Annotated in this window: 11 protein-coding genes; 8 read left to right on the top strand and 3 right to left on the bottom strand. The window is 39.2% G+C overall.

Features of this window, described 5'->3' with window-relative positions:
- Positions 1-162 precede the first annotated feature (162 nt).
- From rpoB to FJR45_RS01950, 6 genes are all read left to right on the top strand, one after another.
- Positions 163-4,308 carry a DNA-directed RNA polymerase subunit beta gene (gene rpoB, locus FJR45_RS01925; RefSeq protein ID WP_193151100.1) on the top strand — a complete coding sequence of 1,382 codons (4,146 nt, stop codon included), beginning with the start codon at positions 163-165 and terminating at the stop codon, positions 4,306-4,308.
- Entirely contained in the window at positions 4,301-8,821 is a 4,521-nt protein-coding gene (gene rpoC, locus FJR45_RS01930) for a DNA-directed RNA polymerase subunit beta' (RefSeq protein WP_193151101.1), read from the top strand. Before rpoB ends, rpoC begins: the two co-directional genes overlap by 8 nt.
- A 172-nt stretch (positions 8,822-8,993) precedes the next feature.
- The gene (rpsL, locus tag FJR45_RS01935; RefSeq protein ID WP_151901147.1) at positions 8,994-9,368 is read left to right on the top strand and encodes a 30S ribosomal protein S12; all 375 of its coding nucleotides are present in this window, start codon (positions 8,994-8,996) and stop codon (positions 9,366-9,368) included.
- A gap of 108 nt (positions 9,369-9,476) precedes the next feature.
- Positions 9,477-9,944: a 30S ribosomal protein S7 gene (gene rpsG / locus FJR45_RS01940; RefSeq protein WP_151901146.1), complete on the top strand. Its 468-nt coding sequence runs from the start codon at positions 9,477-9,479 to the stop codon at positions 9,942-9,944.
- 11 nt (positions 9,945-9,955) lie between these two features.
- Complete coding sequence (fusA, locus tag FJR45_RS01945) at positions 9,956-12,046, top strand: elongation factor G (protein WP_151901145.1); 2,091 nt, start codon at positions 9,956-9,958, stop codon at positions 12,044-12,046.
- Between the two features lie 115 nt (positions 12,047-12,161).
- A complete protein-coding gene (locus FJR45_RS01950; RefSeq protein WP_193151102.1) occupies positions 12,162-12,830 on the top strand; it encodes a hypothetical protein in 669 nt (222 codons plus the stop codon).
- Here FJR45_RS01950 and FJR45_RS01955 read toward each other — a convergent pair.
- Entirely contained in the window at positions 12,817-13,530 is a 714-nt protein-coding gene (locus tag FJR45_RS01955) for an arginyltransferase (protein WP_193151103.1), read from the bottom strand. The two genes, FJR45_RS01950 and FJR45_RS01955, sit on opposite strands and share 14 nt — an antisense overlap.
- 52 nt (positions 13,531-13,582) lie before the next feature.
- Here FJR45_RS01955 and FJR45_RS01960 point away from each other — a divergent pair, with 52 nt between their 5' ends.
- Positions 13,583-13,897, top strand: a complete 315-nt coding sequence (locus tag FJR45_RS01960) for a hypothetical protein (protein WP_193151104.1) — start codon at positions 13,583-13,585, stop codon at positions 13,895-13,897.
- A gap of 5 nt (positions 13,898-13,902) precedes the next feature.
- Here FJR45_RS01960 and prfB read toward each other — a convergent pair whose 3' ends face one another.
- The gene (gene prfB / locus FJR45_RS01965; protein ID WP_193151105.1) at positions 13,903-15,000 is read right to left on the bottom strand and encodes a peptide chain release factor 2; all 1,098 of its coding nucleotides are present in this window, start codon (positions 14,998-15,000) and stop codon (positions 13,903-13,905) included.
- 509 nt (positions 15,001-15,509) lie between these two features.
- On the opposite strand from prfB, the gene panC reads away from it, so the two are divergent.
- The gene (gene panC, locus FJR45_RS01970; RefSeq protein ID WP_193151106.1) at positions 15,510-16,331 is read left to right on the top strand and encodes a pantoate--beta-alanine ligase; all 822 of its coding nucleotides are present in this window, start codon (positions 15,510-15,512) and stop codon (positions 16,329-16,331) included.
- Here the strand turns inward: panC and FJR45_RS01975 are convergent.
- Positions 16,308-18,068, bottom strand: coding sequence for a peptidoglycan D,D-transpeptidase FtsI family protein (locus FJR45_RS01975; RefSeq protein ID WP_193151107.1), 1,761 nt, complete (start codon positions 18,066-18,068; stop codon positions 16,308-16,310). The genes panC and FJR45_RS01975 overlap by 24 nt on opposite strands.
- Positions 18,069-18,084 lie beyond the last annotated feature (16 nt).

Here is an 18,084-nt window from a genome sequence, read left to right on the forward strand (position 1 = left end):
CGAAGAGAATGAACTCTCTTGGCTAAAGTGCCCTTATGTCGTTTATAAGCACTATAAAAAAATCTCTTAATACCTAAGAGTAAAATAATCTATCTGGTGACGACTGGATACGATATGCTTGAACTTATCAAGTCCCTAATTAACAACTTATCGAGGTAGCCTATGTTAAACACTTTATATTCCGGAAACCGTCTTCGTATAGACTTCTCTAAAACTCCTCAAGAAATTGAAGTACCAAATTTACTCCAACTGCAACAAAGCTCATATGACACATTTTTAATGTTAAATGAAAAAGACAGAGCAACAAGCGGTATTGAAAAAGTTTTTCAATCTGTTTTTCCTATCCATGATGCACAAAACAGATTAACTGTCGAATATATCGGCTCTGAAGTCACGAACCCAAAATATACCGTTCGTGAATGTATGGAAAGAGGACTTACCTATGCAGTAAGCCTAAGAATGAAAACACGCCTTATTTTGTGGGACAGAGATGAAAACACAAAAGAAAAACTTGGTGTAAAAGATATAAAAGAGCAGAGTATATTTGTTCGTGATATTCCCCTTATGACCGACAGAACTTCTTTTATTATCAACGGCGTGGAACGCGTTGTTGTCAACCAGTTACACCGATCGCCGGGTGTTATCTTTAAAGAAGAAGAGTCGACTACGGCAGGAAACAAATTAATTTATACCGGACAGATTATTCCTGACCGTGGTTCATGGCTCTATTTTGAGTATGATCCTAAAGATATTCTCTATATGAGAATCAATAAACGTCGTAAAGTACCTGTAACAATTATGTTTCGTGCTTTGGGATATTCCAAACAGGATATTTTAAAACTCTTTTACCCGATTCAGACAATAAAAATCAATGACAATACTTTTTCTATGGATTTTAATCCTAAAGATTATGCAACACGTATCTCTTATGATTTGGTTGATATGAACGATAAGGTTCTTGTAGCTGCAGGGAAAAGACTTTCAAGCAAAAAAGTACAAAAACTTTTAGATGATGGCGTGAAAGAAGTTCAGTATCCTTTGGAAATACTCCTGGACAGATATTTGGCTGAGCCTATCATTGACCCGGAAACCGGGGAAGTTTTATTTGATGCAATGACGCATATAGATGAAACAAAATTAAAGAAAATGGCTGAAATCGGTGTAACAGAATTCAAAATCGCCAATGATATCGCCGAAGGTGTTGACAGTTCTATCATCAACGCATTCAATGCGGATACAGATTCTCTGAAGCTGCTGAAACAGACAGAAGATATTGAAGATGAGAATGATTTGGCTGCGATTCGTATCTACAAAGTAATGCGTCCGGGCGAGCCTGTAACTAAAGAGGCTGCAAAAATATTTGTCAACCAGCTCTTCTTTGATCCTGAGAGATATGATCTGACTCAGGTTGGTCGTATGAAAATGAATCATAAGTTAGGAATGAATATTCCTGAGTATGTGACTGTTTTGACACATGAAGATATTATAGAGTCTGTAAAATATGTAATTAAAGTGAAAAACGGGCAGGGTCACCTGGATGATAGAGATCACTTGGGTAACCGTCGTATTCGTTCTATCGGTGAGCTTTTAGGAAATGAATTGCACAACGGGCTTGTAAAAATGCAAAAAGCAATTCGTGACAAGCTCTCTACGATGAGCGGACCGATGAATGAGCTTATGCCTCATGATTTGATTAACTCAAAAATGATTACCTCTACAATTATGGAATTCTTTTCAGGCGGTCAGCTTTCTCAGTTTATGGATCAGACGAATCCACTCTCTGAAGTGACACACAAACGTCGTCTTTCGGCTCTTGGTGAAGGCGGTCTTGTTAAAGAGCGTGCCGGTTTTGAAGTGCGTGATGTTCACCCGACACATTATGGTAGAATCTGTCCTGTTGAAACACCGGAGGGACAAAATATCGGTCTTATCAATACACTTGCAATGTATGCAAAAGTAAACGAGCATGGATTTATTGAAGCTCCTTACAAAGTGATGAAAGACGGAAAAGTGACCCATGAAATTGTCTATCTGACTGCAACACAGGAAGAGGGCAAAAAAATTGCCGCTGCTTCTAACAAACTGGATGAAAACGGTCAGTTTGTTGAAGACCTGATTGCAGTAAGACAAGATGGTGAAATCCTTTTACGTGATCCTAAAGAGTGTGAGTATGCTGACCTCTCTTCTCAGATGGTTGTCGGTGTAGCCGCTTCACTGATTCCGTTCTTGGAACATGATGATGCCAACCGTGCGCTAATGGGATCAAACATGCAACGTCAGGCAGTACCTCTTTTACGTGCAAATGCTCCTATGGTTGGAACAGGTGTTGAGAAACTGGTCGCCCGTGATGCATGGGAATGTGTAAAAGCAAAACGTGCTGGTAAAATTGAAAAAGTTGACGGGAAACACATTTATGTGATGGGTGAAGAAGACGGTGAAATCTTTATTGATTACTATCCGTTACAAAAAAATCTTCGTACCAACCAAAATACCTCTTTTACTCAAAAACCGATTGTAAAAGTTGGTGAAAGAGTTGAGAAAAACCAGATCATAGCTGATGGTCCAAACATGGACAAAGGGGAACTGGCACTTGGTGTCAATGCTATGGTTGCTTTCATGCCATGGAACGGGTATAACTTTGAGGATGCCATTGTCATCTCAGAGCGTTTGATTCGTCAAGATGCTTTTACTTCAGTGCATATTTATGAAAAAGAGGTAGAAGCCCGTGAACTCAAACACGGTGTAGAAGAGATTACCCGTGATATTCCGAATGTTCGTGATGACGAACTGGCACATTTAGATGAATCGGGTATTGTCAAAATCGGTACAAATGTCAAAGGCGGCATGATTCTTGTCGGAAAAGTTTCTCCAAAAGGGGAAGTAAAACCAACACCGGAAGAGCGTCTTTTACGTGCAATATTCGGTGAAAAAGCCGGTCATGTTGTCAATAAATCACTCTACTGTCCACCGTCAATGGAAGGGGTGGTTGTAGATATTAAAGTATTTACAAAAAAAGGGTATGACAAAGATCCTCGTGCATTAGAACTAGAGAAAGAGGAGAGAGACTATCTTGAACGTGAGCATTATGACAGGCTTATTATGATAGATAAAGAAGAGATGCTTCGTGTGACAAAACTTCTCACCCGTGAACCTTTACAGAGTGACATCAAAATAGGTGATACTGAGTATAAGGCCGGAGAGAAAATCAACGGAGATGATTTAAAAGAAGTAAACCGTTTTGCGATGAATGCAATCGTCAAATCTTTTTCACAGGAGATTCAGGATGAGTACAACAAAACGAAAAGTCATTTCCAAAAGCAAAAAAGAGTTTTCAGAGATGAGCATGAAGAGAAACTCACTATCTTGGAAAAAGACGACATTTTACCAAACGGTGTTGTGAAGTATGTAAAAATCTATATAGCTACAAAACGTCATCTCAAAGTCGGTGACAAGATGGCCGGACGTCACGGAAACAAAGGTATTGTCTCTATTATAGTTCCTGAGGTAGATATGCCGTATATGGAAGACGGGCGTTCTGTTGATGTTTGTCTGAATCCGCTTGGTGTACCTTCTCGTATGAATATCGGTCAGATTTTGGAAATGCACCTTGGTATGGCAGGCCGTGAGCTTGGTGACCAGATACAGGCAGAGTTTGACTCAAAACAAAAAGACTATATACAAAATCTTCGTACAAAAATGATTGAGATAGCTGATGTTGCAGGAATGATGAAAGCTTCTGAAGTTATCGGAAATATGAGTGATGAAGAGTTCCTGATCCATGCAAGAGACTGGGCCAAGGGTGTTAAATTTGCTGCACCTATTTTTGAAGGTACAAATGCCCAAGAGTTTGAAAAACTCTACAAACTGGCAAATATGGATGCTGACGGTAAACGTGTACTTTATGACGGAAAAACCGGTGAGAAGATGAAAGAACGTGTCAATGTAGGTTACATGTACATCTTAAAACTGCACCACCTGGTGGATGAAAAAATTCATGCCCGTTCAACCGGACCATACTCGCTTGTTACACAACAACCAGTCGGTGGTAAAGCACTCTTTGGTGGTCAAAGATTCGGTGAGATGGAAGTCTGGGCGCTTGAAGCGTACGGCGCATCGGCAGTGCTTAAAGAGATGTTGACTATCAAATCAGATGATGTTGATGGTCGTGTACGTGCTTACAAAGCACTTACAAAAGGTGAATTGGTGCCAGAATCTGGTATTCCTGAAACACTATTTGTATTAACAAAAGAGCTGCAGGCATTGGCTCTTGATGTAGATATTATGGACGAGGTAGAAGACGATGAGTAAATTAGTACCGGTAGAAGTAACAGAAGACAGCAGACCAAAAGATATAAAACAGCTCCAATTCCGTTTGGCATCCCCTGAAAAGGTAATGTCATGGAGTCACGGAGAAGTTAAAAAGCCAGAAACTATTAATTATCGTACTTTAAAACCTGAGCGTGACGGTTTGTTCTGTGCAAAAATCTTTGGACCTGTAAGGGACTATGAGTGTCTTTGCGGCAAGTACAAAAAGATGCGCTATAAAGGTGTGGTGTGTGAAAAATGTGGTGTTGAAGTAACATCTACAAAAGTGCGTCGTACACGTATGGGACACATTGAATTGGTGACTCCGGTTGCACATATATGGTATGTAAGCTCACTGCCTTCGCGTATCGGTACACTGCTTGGAATCAAAATGAAAGATTTGGAGCGTGTACTCTATTATGAAGCGTATATCGTAGAAGAGGGTGGAGAGTCTTATTATGATGCAGAGGCCAAAACTCCGGTTTTAAAATATGATGTTTTAAATGAAGAGCAGTACCGTACACTTGTACAGAGATTTGGTGAGCTTGGTTTCAAGGCCCGTATGGGTGGTGAAGTTATTCGTGATTTGTTGGATTCTATTGATTTGGTTGACCTTTTTACCAACTTAAAAGAAGCGATTGGCGAAACAAAATCTGAGGCAAAGAAAAAAACGATTAACAAACGTCTGAAAGTTATTGAGTCATTTTTAAATTCAGGCAACAATCCTGCCTGGATGATGCTGACTGTACTGCCGGTTCTTCCACCGGATTTACGTCCGTTAGTATCACTTGACGGCGGTAAGTTTGCTGTATCTGATGTAAATGATTTATATCGTCGTGTTATTAACCGTAATCAGCGTTTAAAACGTCTTGTAGAACTTGAAGCACCTGAAATTATTGTCAGAAACGAAAAGCGTATGTTGCAGGAGTCTGTAGATGCACTTTTTGACAATGGTCGCCGTGCAAACGCGGTAAAAGGCGCAAACAAGCGTCCTTTGAAATCTTTAAGTGAAATCATTAAAGGAAAGCAGGGGCGTTTTAGACAAAACCTGCTTGGTAAACGTGTTGACTTTTCCGGACGTTCTGTCATTGTAGTCGGACCGTCTTTGCGAATGGATGAATGTGGTTTGCCTAAAAAAATGGCACTTGAACTCTTTAAGCCGCATTTGATTGCAAAACTTGAAGACAAAGGCTATGCAACAACGGTAAAAGCTGCCAAAAAAATGATTGAAGAAAAAACAAATGAGGTTTGGGAGTGTCTTGCAGAGATTGTTGATGGGTATCCTATTATGCTCAACCGTGCACCGACACTGCATAAACTGTCTATTCAAGCGTTTCACCCTAAACTGATAGACGGAAAAGCAATTCAACTGCATCCATTGGTTTGTGCGGCATTCAATGCCGACTTTGACGGGGATCAGATGGCTGTACACGTGCCGCTTTCTTCTGCCGCTATTGCTGAATGTAAGGTATTGATGCTGGCTTCTATGAATATTTTGCTTCCTGCATCCGGAAAGGCTATTGCTACACCTTCTCAGGATATGGTCCTTGGTATTTATTATCTTTCACTTGAGAAAAACGGTGTGAAGGGTTCTAACAAACTTTTTGCAAATGTTGATGAGATCAGAATTGCTTTAGAGCATGACGCACTTGACCTGCATGCAAAGGTTAGAACGCGTGTTGACGGACGTATTATTCATACAACGGCAGGTCGTCTTTTGATTAAGGCCATTCTTCCTGACTTTGTTCCGGCTGAGCTTTGGAACAAAGTAATGAAGAAAAAAGCTATTAATGAGATTGTTGATTATGTACAAAAACACGGGGGAATCGGTATCACTGCATCTTTCCTTGACCGTTTGAAAGATTTGGGTTTCAAACATGCGACAGAAGCCGGTGTATCAATTTCAGCGGATGATATCCGTGTGCCTGATATGAAACCTGCTAAAATTGCAGAGTCTAAAGCAAGAGTCATTGAAATTCAAAAACAGTTTGAAGCAGGACTTTTGACTGAACAGGAACGTTACAACAAGATCATTGATGTTTGGACAGATACAAACAATACACTTGCAGCAGAAATGATGCAACTGGTACAGACGGACAAAGACGGTTTTAACTCTATTCATATGATGGCAGATTCCGGTGCTCGTGGTTCTGCAGCGCAGATTCGCCAGCTTGCCGGTATGCGTGGTCTGATGGCAAAACCGTCAGGAGAAATTATTGAAACTCCTATTATTTCAAACTTTAAAGAGGGTCTGAATGTTATCGAGTATTTTATTTCCACACACGGTGCGCGTAAAGGTCTAGCAGATACGGCACTTAAAACTGCCAATGCAGGGTATTTGACTCGTAAACTTGTTGATGTTGCACAGAATGTTAAAATTGTTGAGCATGACTGTCATACACACGAGGGGATAGAGATTTCTGATATATCAGATCAAAATACACTGATAGAATCATTGGAAGACAGATTGAACGGTCGTGTTCTTGCGGATGATGTTATTGACCCTATCTCCAATGAAATTCTTTATGCTGAGGGAACGCTTTTAGATGAAGTTTCTGCAAAAGTTATTGCTGAGTCAGGTATCAAAACAGCGGTAATCAGAACACCGACTACATGTAAAAGCGAAGAAGGTGTATGTGCCTTGTGTTATGGTGTGAACCTTGCAACAGGATATATTGTTCGTCCTGGTGAAGCGATAGGAATTATTGCGGCACAGTCAATCGGTGAGCCTGGTACACAGTTGACATTGCGTACATTCCACGTGGGTGGAACGGCATCTTCTACTGCACAGGAACGTCAGGTTATTGCAGAAAAAGAAGGTTTTATCCGTTATTACAACCTGAAAACGTATAAAAACAAAGAGGGTAAAAACATTGTTGCCAACCGTCGTAATGCGGGTGTTTTACTGGTTGAACCAAAAATAAAAGCACCGTTTGCGGGAACTGTTGAAATTCAGACGATTCATGATGAAGTCATCATCAGTGTGAAATCTGAAGATGAAACTGTTCGTTATTCACTGCGTAAGCTTGAAATAGCGAAGCCGAATGAACTTGCGGGTGTCAGCGGACAGATTGAAGGAAAATACTATTTCCCTCATAAAAACGGTGTAAAAGTAGAGGCACTGGACTCTATTGTTGAAACAATCAAAGACGGATGGAATGTACCTAGTCGTATTCCGTATGCATCAGAGTTATTGGTAGATGACGGTGCACCTGTTACGAAAAAGATTCTTGCAAAAGAAGAGGGTACTGTGAAATACTTCTTGCTTAAAGGGGATTACCTTGAGCGGTTTGAAGGGCTGAAGTCAGGATATGAAGTTGTAGAAAAAGGTCTTTTTGCCGCTGTAATTGACACAAATAACCGTGAAGCGATTCGTCATTATATTGCACGCGGTTCAGTTATTGTAACAGATGACAATGAAGGTGTAGACAGAGATACGGTTATTGCGAAACCTTCATCAGATGAGTCTGTTGTAATTGCAGAATGGGATCCATACTCTAACCCTATTATCTCTGAAGCTAACGGTGTTGTCAAATATGAAGATATCATTGTCGGGACAACAGCAAGTGAGCAGCTTGATGAGTTGACAGGTAAAACTCGTTTGATGATTAATGATCACATATCATCAGAGTATAAGCCTGCAATTGTACTTGCAACAGAAGACGGAGAACTTTTGCGTTATGCGATTGAGCCAAAATCATCTGTGTATGTTGCTGACGGTGCTGAAGTGAAAGTGGCTGACATATTGGCAAAAACACCAAAAGCATTGCAAAAGTCGTCAGATATTACCGGGGGTCTTCCACGTGTATCTGAACTTTTTGAAGGTCGTCGTCCTAAAGCAACTGCACTGATTTCTGAAATTGACGGTGTGGTCAGCTTTGGAAAACCGCTTCGTGGAAAAGTAAGAATTATTGTCAGCAATGCAGACAACGGAATTGTAAAAGAGTATTTTGTTGACAAATCACATGAGCCGGTTGTAAACCCAGGTGACTTTGTACATGCCGGTGAGAGATTGACTACTGGTATTTTATCTTCTCATGAATTATTGCGTATCATGGGTGTTAAAGCACTCTATAACTATCTTGTATCTGAAGTACAACAAGTATATCGCTCTCAAGGGGTTAATATTGCAGATAAGCACATTGAAGTTATCTTTACGCAAATGTTGCGTCAGGTAAAAATTGTAAAATCTGGTGATACAAAATTTATTGAAGGCGATTTGGTTTCTAAAGTAAAATTTACTCAGGAAAATGAAAAAATCATGCGTCTTGGCGGTCGTCCTGCAATTGCTGAGCCATTCTTGGTGGGTATTACACGTGCGGCTGTTTCTGCTGATAGTATTATTTCAGCGGCATCTTTTCAGGATACTACGAAGGTATTGACAGAAGCGGCAGTTTCTGCGAAAGTTGATAATCTTGAAAACCTAAAAGAAAATGTTATTATCGGTCGTACTATTCCTGTCGGAACCGGTATCTACAAAGATCAAAATATAGAATTTGAGATTGAAGAAGAGTAGCATCTTCTTTCAACTCTCATAACACATTTGCCCACACACATTCTACATTATTAATTTATACTTAAAATAAGCTAACTTTAATTACAATTTCTGTATTATTTCGTGTCTATAACTCTCTAAAATTTTTAGTGAGTTAAATTCTACTGGAAAAAATTAAGTAAAAAGGAATTGTATGCCTACAATCAATCAATTGATTCGTAAAGAGCGTAAACGTGTGATTAAAAAATCAAAATCACCTGCTCTTGACTCATGTCCACAGCGTCGTGGTGTATGTACACGTGTTTACACAACTACACCTAAAAAACCTAACTCGGCTTTAAGAAAAGTTGCGAAAGTCAGATTAACTTCCGGTTTTGAAGTTATTTCATATATCGGTGGTGAAGGTCACAACCTTCAAGAACACTCTATCGTACTTGTACGTGGTGGTCGTATTAAAGATTTACCTGGTGTGAAGTATCACATCGTTCGTGGTGCACTGGATACTGCCGGTGTTGCTAACCGTATGGTTGCCCGTTCTAAATACGGAACTAAGAAACCAAAAAAATAATCTAAGATTATTTTTTTAATATATTAATTCAATAGCTACAGGATTAATCTTTAGTGATTAATTTTGAGTAAATTTGAAGAATACAAATTGAAGTAAGGAAAATTACAAATGAGAAGAAGAAAAGCTCCCGTTCGTGAAATTATGCCAGATCCGGTTTATGGAAGCAAAATTTTAACGAAATTTATTAACAAAATCATGTTAGATGGTAAAAAATCTACAGCTGAAAAAATCATCTACAGTGCAATGGATATCATTAGCTCTCGTGGAGAAAAATCAGGAATAGACACATTTAATGAAGCTATTGAGAATATCAAACCTATTATAGAGGTTAAAAGTCGCCGTGTTGGTGGTGCTACTTATCAAGTTCCAGTAGAAGTACGCCCAGTGCGCCAACAGTCTCTAGCAATCAGATGGTTGGTTGATGCAGCTCGTAAACGTAATGAAAGAACAATGGCTGAGAGATTGGCAAATGAATTCATGGACGCGGCATCAGATAAAGGTGCTGCATTTAAGAAAAAAGAAGATACATATAAAATGGCAGAAGCTAATAAAGCATTTGCTCATTACAGATGGTAACAGGATAACATATGCCAAGAAGTCATAAATTAGAAGATGTAAGAAACATCGGTATTGCTGCACATATTGATGCAGGTAAAACAACAACAACAGAAAGAATTCTTTTCTATACTGGTGTTGAACATAAAATCGGTGAGGTCCATGATGGTGCTGCTACTATGGACTGGATGGAACAAGAGCAGGAGCGTGGTATTACGATTACTTCTGCTGCAACAACCTGTGAGTGGAACGGAAAACAGATAAATATTATCGACACACCGGGCCACGTTGACTTTACTATTGAAGTTGAACGTTCTATGCGTGTACTTGACGGTGCTGTTTCAGTATTCTGTGCTGTTGGTGGGGTGCAACCACAATCAGAAACAGTTTGGAGACAACGTAACCGTTATAAAGTGCCTTCTATCGTTTTTGTTAACAAAATGGACAGAACAGGTGCAGACTTTTATGAGGTAGAGCGTCAAATACGTGATCGCCTAAAAGGGAATCCAATGCCTTTTCAGTTACCTATCGGCGCTGAAGACAAGTTTGAAGGTGTTGTTGACTTAGTTAAGATGAAAGAGATTGTATGGGATGAAGATGCTGCGATGGGATCTAACTACCATGTTCAGGATATTCGTCCTGAGTTACAGGAAATTGCAGATGAATACAGAGAAAAGATGCTTGAGACTTTAGCAGAAGTTGAAGGCAATGATGATTTCGCTGAAAAATTCTTAGAAGGCGAAGAAATTTCTGAAGAAGAGATCAAAGCGGCTATCAAATCTGCAACAATCGGTATGGCTGTTGTTCCGATGACTCCTGGTACTGCATTTAAAAACAAAGGTGTTCAGACTCTGCTTGACGCTGTTGTTGACTATCTTCCTTCACCGGTTGAAGCACCACCAATTATGGGTACAATGATGGATGATGAAGAGAAAGAAGTTGTTGTTGAATCAACTGATGACGGCCCTTTTGCTTCACTTGCATTTAAAATTATGACTGACCCGTTTGTTGGTGTTCTTACATTTATCCGTGTATACCGTGGTTCTTTAGAATCAGGTTCTTATGTACACAATACAACAAAAGACAAAAAAGAAAGAATCGGCCGTATCTTGAAAATGCATGCTATCAAGCGTGAAGAAATTAAAGAGATATATGCCGGTGAAATCGGTGCCGTTGTTGGATTAAAATCAACAACTACGGGTGATACTTTATGTGATCCTGCTGAAAAAGTTGTACTGGAAAGAATGGATTTCCCTGAGCCGGTTATCTCTGTTGCGGTTGAACCAAAAACAAAAGCTGACCAGGAAAAAATGGGTATCGCTCTAGGAAAACTAGCTGCGGAAGATCCGTCTTTTAGAGTACACACTGATGATGAAACAGGTCAGACTATTATCTCAGGAATGGGTGAGTTACACCTTGAAATTCTTGTTGACAGAATGAAACGTGAATTCAAAGTTGAAGCAGAAGTTGGTGCCCCACAGGTTTCTTACCGTGAAACAATCAAGAAAGAAGTAAACCAGGAATACAAATATGCAAAACAATCTGGTGGTCGTGGTCAGTTTGGTCATGTATTCTTAAAAGTGAAGCCGGGTGAGCCTGATTCTGGCTTCGTATTTCACAACGAAATCAAAGGGGGAACTGTTCCAAGAGAATATATTCCTGCTGTTGAAAAAGGTTGTGAAGAAGCGATGCAGGCAGGTGTTCTTGCCGGATATCCTATGGAAGATATTGATGTTACACTGTACGACGGTTCTTACCATGATGTGGATTCAAATGAAATGGCATTTAAACTTGCTGCTTCAATGGGATTCAAAGAAGCTTGCCGTAAAGCAGATGCTGCTATACTTGAGCCGATGATGAAAGTTGAAGTTGAAGTTCCTGAAGAGTACATGGGTGATGTTATCGGTGACTTGAACCGTAGACGCGGACAGGTAAACAATATGAGTGATAGAGCAGGAAACAAAATTATTGATGCTTTTGTTCCACTTGCTGAAATGTTCGGTTACTCAACTGACCTTCGTTCTGCAACTCAGGGACGTGCAACATATGCAATGGAATTTGATCATTATGAAGAAGTTCCGAGAAATATAGCTGAAGAGATTCAGAAAAAACGTAACGGGTAACAATCGTTTTATTATAAATTGTACCACCTCTCTCCTCTCCTGTAAGGGAGGAGACTTTCCTCTTTTAAAAATAAAAATTCTGTTATAATGATAAAAATTTTTCAGGCTGATATGAATGCATAAAATACTATTTTTACTTATACTAACTACACTGCTTGCGGCACAAAATCCAAAAGCTTTTTCTGCGCTTGGTGATATTGTTTACAATAATATAGATAAAATTCAAAAGCTTACAAATATAGATGAATATGCACCGTATGAAAAGAAAATACAAGAGTATGCTGCTGCTGTCAAAAAGTTGAAAAAAGAGGGTTTTTCTCTGGATGAAGGTGTGGTTAAAGACAAGATGCACTACCTAAACAGATTAAGAGAACTTTCACGGACAAATGATTTTTTTGTACGCTCTGTCAAAAGAAATCTGGATTTGGCAATTGAAAATGAAAATTCAAAACTTTTCACAAAACTGGCAAACAGTGGACTGATTGATGAAAAAAGAAGTAAAAACAAGATACTCGATTACTATTTTGCACATTCTGATGATGTAAATACAACAGGAATAATACAAAAATATCTGGATGAAGATAAAAAATTACAGGCAAAAAAAGAGCGTAAAAAAAGCCTGCTGCAACGAAAAAAAGAACGAGAATTAGAAAAAATTCAAAGAATCAGAAAAAAAGACAAACTCGAACAGAAAAAACTGGAAGAACAGCTTAACAAAGAAGTTCAAAAGAAAAAGTTACAAATCAGAGAAGAACAAAAAAAAGAGCTCTCTAAGACCATATAAATTTTTCATGTTCGTGCGGTCTGCCTTGGAGCGTGAGGTAAGGAGTATATTGGGCTTTGTAAGAAAGCGAAGGGCAACCTTCAACATAGTACCCCAAATATATCCATTTTTTGTTTGTATTTTTAGCATATTTTATTTGATTATACAAGGAGAGTTTGCCTAAAGAGTATTGGGCATAATCCGGATCATAATAAAAATAGATTGATGATATTCCGTTCTCAAGTATATCTATCAAATCTACGGCAATGAGCTTTTCCTGATCATAATAAAGCACTTCATAGCCAAAGTCAGCATGGCCTGTGACAAAAGAGTTATAGTAGTGCTGTGCAGTTGTTGCAGAGTAGTCCCACCCTTTTTTATCATGCATATAAAGATGGTACTTTTCAAAGAGTTCAAGGTGCTCCTGCGTTACACTCGGGACCTGTATGTAAGAAGTAATATCTTTGGCTTTTTTGATAACTCTTTTGGCAGATTTGCTGAATGTATAGTTTTCTACATCAATTTTAATACTCTGACACTCTGTACATGCAGTGCATATGGGTCTAAAGTACATTTTTCCAAAACGACGGTATCCTCGTTCAATCAGAGCTTCACAGGATTTGGAATCACAATTGTTGATCACTTTATAGTGTGTAGTTTGTTTTTTGTCGCTCAGATAGGAGCACGTATCATCAAGTAAAAATTCTTTAAGTAGATTCATACTGAGATTCTGACATAATTTGCTTTAGAAAGAGCAAAAAAAAAGAGGACAGATGGATTTTTTTTTAAAACATAAGATTATGATATTCAGATCAGTTGGTGCACTCATGCTTTTGATCGGTTTTACAGCACATTTCTGGACGACACCGAAGACGGTGGTAAGTGAAACTGAAATAGCAGCAGCAAATGTAGCAAGAATGGAAGCAAGTGTCAAAGGCAATGCGCAAAGTCTGAAAAAGGCTAAACCGGATATAGCAACTTTTCGAGAATCTTTAATGAGTGCGCAGGAACAGCAGCAAAGATACCTTACTGTTTTTGCAATGATTTTGGGCATTTTGTTTCTTGCCTACAGTTTTGTGAAAAAATAGCAGGATTAAGAGCGGTTCATGGCTATTAAAACACCCTCAATCATGCCATCAATGTCTCCATCCAAAATAGCAGAGACATTAGAGTAGGCTTCATTGCTTCTTGTGTCTTTGATTTGCTGGTAAGGCTGCATAACATAAGAGCGTATTTGGTGTCCCCAGCCTATTTCACTTTTGGCGATGCCTGCTTCTTTAGCTTTTTGTTCCTCAAGTTCCAATTCATAGAGACGGGATTTGAGCATTTTCATGGCTGTGGCTTTGTTTTTATGCTGGCTTCTGTCATTTTGGCACTGTACAACGACACCTGTCGGAATGTGTGTTAATCGTATGGCAGATTCTGTTTTGTTTACATGTTGTCCGCCGGCACCGCTTGATCGGTAGGTGTCTATACGCAGGTCTTTGTCTTCGATAGTAATGTCGATATCATCATCTATTTCAGGAGAAACCATAACAGAGGCAAAAGAGGTATGGCGTTTGGCATTGGAATCAAAGGGTGAAATTCTTACAAGTCTGTGAATACCGTTTTCAACCTTGAGATAACCATAGGCATTTTCGCCCTTTATAAGAATGGAAACATCTTTGATGCCGGCTTCATCTCCTGCCTGGTAATCCAAAACTTCTACTTTAAAACCACGTCTCTCCGCCCATCGTTTGTACATTCTCAGCAGCATTTGGGCCCAGTCCTGTGATTCCGTTCCTCCGGCACCGGGGTGAATGGAAAGAATTGCATTGTTTGCATCGGTTTCTCCGCTCAGAAGTACCTCAATCTCCATATCACGAATCTGTTTTTCCAGGTTTGGAGCATCTTCATAGAGTGCTTTAAGGGATTCTGTATCATTTTCTTCTTTTGCCATCTCATACAGCTCATTTGCATCTGCAACAGCATTTTTGGCAGTAGTGTATTTATCAAGTTTTCTTTGAAGTTGTGTCTTCTCTTTTTGTATTTTTCCTGCATAAGCAGCATCATTCCAAAAATCCTGATCATTTTCCATTTTCTGTATTTCTTCTAATCTTGTCTCAATTTTATCCGGTTCGACAACACCTGTAATGTTTTTCATTTTGCTGTCAATGTTTTTCAAAAGTTCTGTGTATTCGTAGTTGTCCATAAATATCCTAGTTAATAATGAAATAAAATTTTTATTGTTTTCTTGGAACCTGTCAATGCCATTAAGTTAAGAAAATTAATGCTTTTTCGGAACCGGTACTTTAGTGCCGGCTGTTGCAATAGTCTTAGCACTCTTAGCCGGCACTAAAGTACCGGTTCCAAATAAATACTTAATGTAATGGCATTGTTGGAACCCGTACTTATACCAATCCCAACTAAGGAGTAACAATTTAAATAAAAGATAAGCTATTAGATGCAAGGCAGACGATAGCAGGAGCTACTGGTAGCTTCAATAGAGTCTAACGCAGTCAGATGATGGCTTATCTTTTACCCGAAGGGCAAACATATTGTGTTGTATTACTTCGTTAAAAACTCTTGAAGCTACCAGTAGCTCCTGTGAATTTTTGCCTTGTACTTCAACCCAATATGTTTGTTTAAATTATTACTCCTTAGTTGGGATTGGTATTAAGTTTGTTGTATAATTGCAATTATATTATATCAGGACTTAAAATGAAGATTATTTCGGATCCTTTAGAACTAAAAGAGCATCTAAAAAAGAGTAATTCATCAGTAGGCTTTGTCCCTACTATGGGTGCTTTGCATGAAGGGCATATTGCTTTGATAAAGCGCGCAAGGCAAGAGAATGAAATAGTTGTGGTTTCTATCTTTGTCAATCCGACACAGTTTTTGGCAGGCGAAGATTTAGACAAATACCCGAAAAAAGATGATGCCGATAAGAAAATATGTGAACTGTCTGGCGTAGATGTCCTTTTTTTTCCCACTGCAGAGGATATGTACAGCAACGATGAAGTGAAAATCTGTGCGCCTAATGTACGCGGATATGTTTTAGAAGGTGCAACAAGACCGGGACATTTCAGCGGTGTTTTGAGGGTTGTCATGAAACTGCTCAATATTGTCTCCCCGACAAGAGCCTACTTTGGAAAAAAAGATGCCCAACAGCTTAATCTCATACGTCTCATGGTAAAACAGTTTTTTATGGATGTTGAAATTGTTCCTGTAGATATCGTTCGCGACAGCGATGGACTGGCACTCAGCAGCAGAAATGTATATCTTTCAAAAGCACAAAGGGAAGAAGCCTTGAAAATTCCAAAGTCATTATATGCAGCTTCAAAGCTTATCAGTAAAAATATTTTGGATACAGTAAAAATTAAAGAGGAGATGCACGCTATCTTGTCTCCTTTGGAAATAAAATATGTAGAAGTGCTGAATCGTGATTTTGAAGTAATAGAAAAAGTACAAATCGGCAATACTGTTATTCTTGTAGAAGTGATTGTTGGCAAGACAAGGCTACTTGACAATATTTGGCTCTAAATAACCCTCTTCTATCATAATATCAACCGCTTTTTTAAAGACAGGAACAGCAGTCTGGGCTGCAAACTGGCTTTTTTTAGGCTGTATAACAATGACACCTATGGTGTATTTGTGCTTTTTATCATTGGCAAATCCCATAAAAGCAGTATTGTATTTCCTTACATACTGTCCTTTTTCAACAATGTGCGCAGTTCCTGTTTTTCCGCCGATTTGCAATCCTTTTGTGATGGCTTTTTTTCCGGTGCCTTCATTCACGGTTTTGAGTAAAATCTTATTCATTCTTTTGGCAGTGGCACTTTTTATAACCTGTACGCTCTCCCCATAACCGAGCTCTTTTACAGTGCCGTGTTCATCTATAAAACTCTGCACCAGTCTTGGTCTCACCATGCGCCCGTTATTGTTAAAAGCACTGTAGGCACGGAGCAGTTGCATAAGATTCGCACGGATTCCATAGCCATAGGCACAGGTGGCTTTGTATATTTCATTTTCAAGCCGTTTGGCACTTGGAACAGAGCCTTTTTTTTCATAAATCAAATCAGGTGTGGATTTGCTTGCAAAACCAAATTTTTTCAGTCCTTGATAAAAATCATATCCGGAGAGTCTTTGTGCCAGCTGGGCTATACCGATATTTGAAGAGTAGACTATAACATTCTCAGCCGAGAGCCAGTCAAATCTGTGCTCATCAGTAATAACCTTTCTGCCTATTTTAAAGCGTCCGTTATGTCCGTTTACCAAATCATAGGGATTGACAAGTTTGTGTTCGAGGAGCAGGGCAAAAGTGACAGGCTTTAAAACACTTCCCGGCTCAAAACTGTACTCTATCATGGAGCTGTTTAGAGAGGGATAGTCACTGCGTCTAATCTTTTTTGGCAAATATCTGTTGGAACTCGCTATAGCATAGACATCACCTGTTTTGGAGTCCATAACAGCAATCATTACCTCTTTTGCACGGAGTCCTTTTTTCATGCCATCAAGCATCTTCTCTATGCGTATTTGAAAAGAAACCGGAATACTCAGTTTGATGTCAAGCCCGTTTATTTTTGGTTTGGTAAAGCTCTCTTTATTTAAAATAATGTAGCTGTTTACATCACGTTTGCCTCTGCTGTAGCCGTCTTGTCTGGGTGAGAGTTCGTTGTCAAATCTTTTTTCAAGTCCTTTGACTCCTTTGATGGAGGTGTATCCGTCTTCTTCTATTTTATGCGGATAGCCTATAACAGGAGTAAGCAGGGTTCCATAAGGATACTCCCGGCTTTCCCCGCTCTCAAGTATGCTGAGCCCATGTACAGAACGAAGCCCTGTTGCCGGGTTTTTTAACTCTAAAAATACTTTAAAGCGTCGCAGTTCTCTCGCGAGTGTTTTGAGATAATGTGCTTTTATCTGGGGAACATTATAACTCAAAACGACAACACCTTTGCGTTTGGAGAGCCTTTTTTTAATGGCTTTTGGTGTCATGCCTGAGTAAATACTGAAAAGCTTTACAAACAACTCTTTTTTGTCAGGGTCGATGTATCGGGTATTGACAACTGCTTTATAGAGTTTTTTTGTTGTAGCTATGTGAAAACCGTCTGCACTGATGATGCTGCCACGCTGTGCTTTTGAGCTTTCTGTTGCATATAAAGAGGGCATACGGCGTGATTTTGTGGCAGTGAGAAGCATAACACTTAAAAAAACCGCAAAAGCAAGAGAAATAAGGACATAAAGAAGGAATATTTTTTTACTTTTGTTACGGTTTACCATGAAGTTATTATGTACA

The sequence above is a fragment of the Sulfurimonas sediminis genome, assembly GCF_014905115.1.
Classification (GTDB): domain Bacteria; phylum Campylobacterota; class Campylobacteria; order Campylobacterales; family Sulfurimonadaceae; genus Sulfurimonas; species Sulfurimonas sediminis.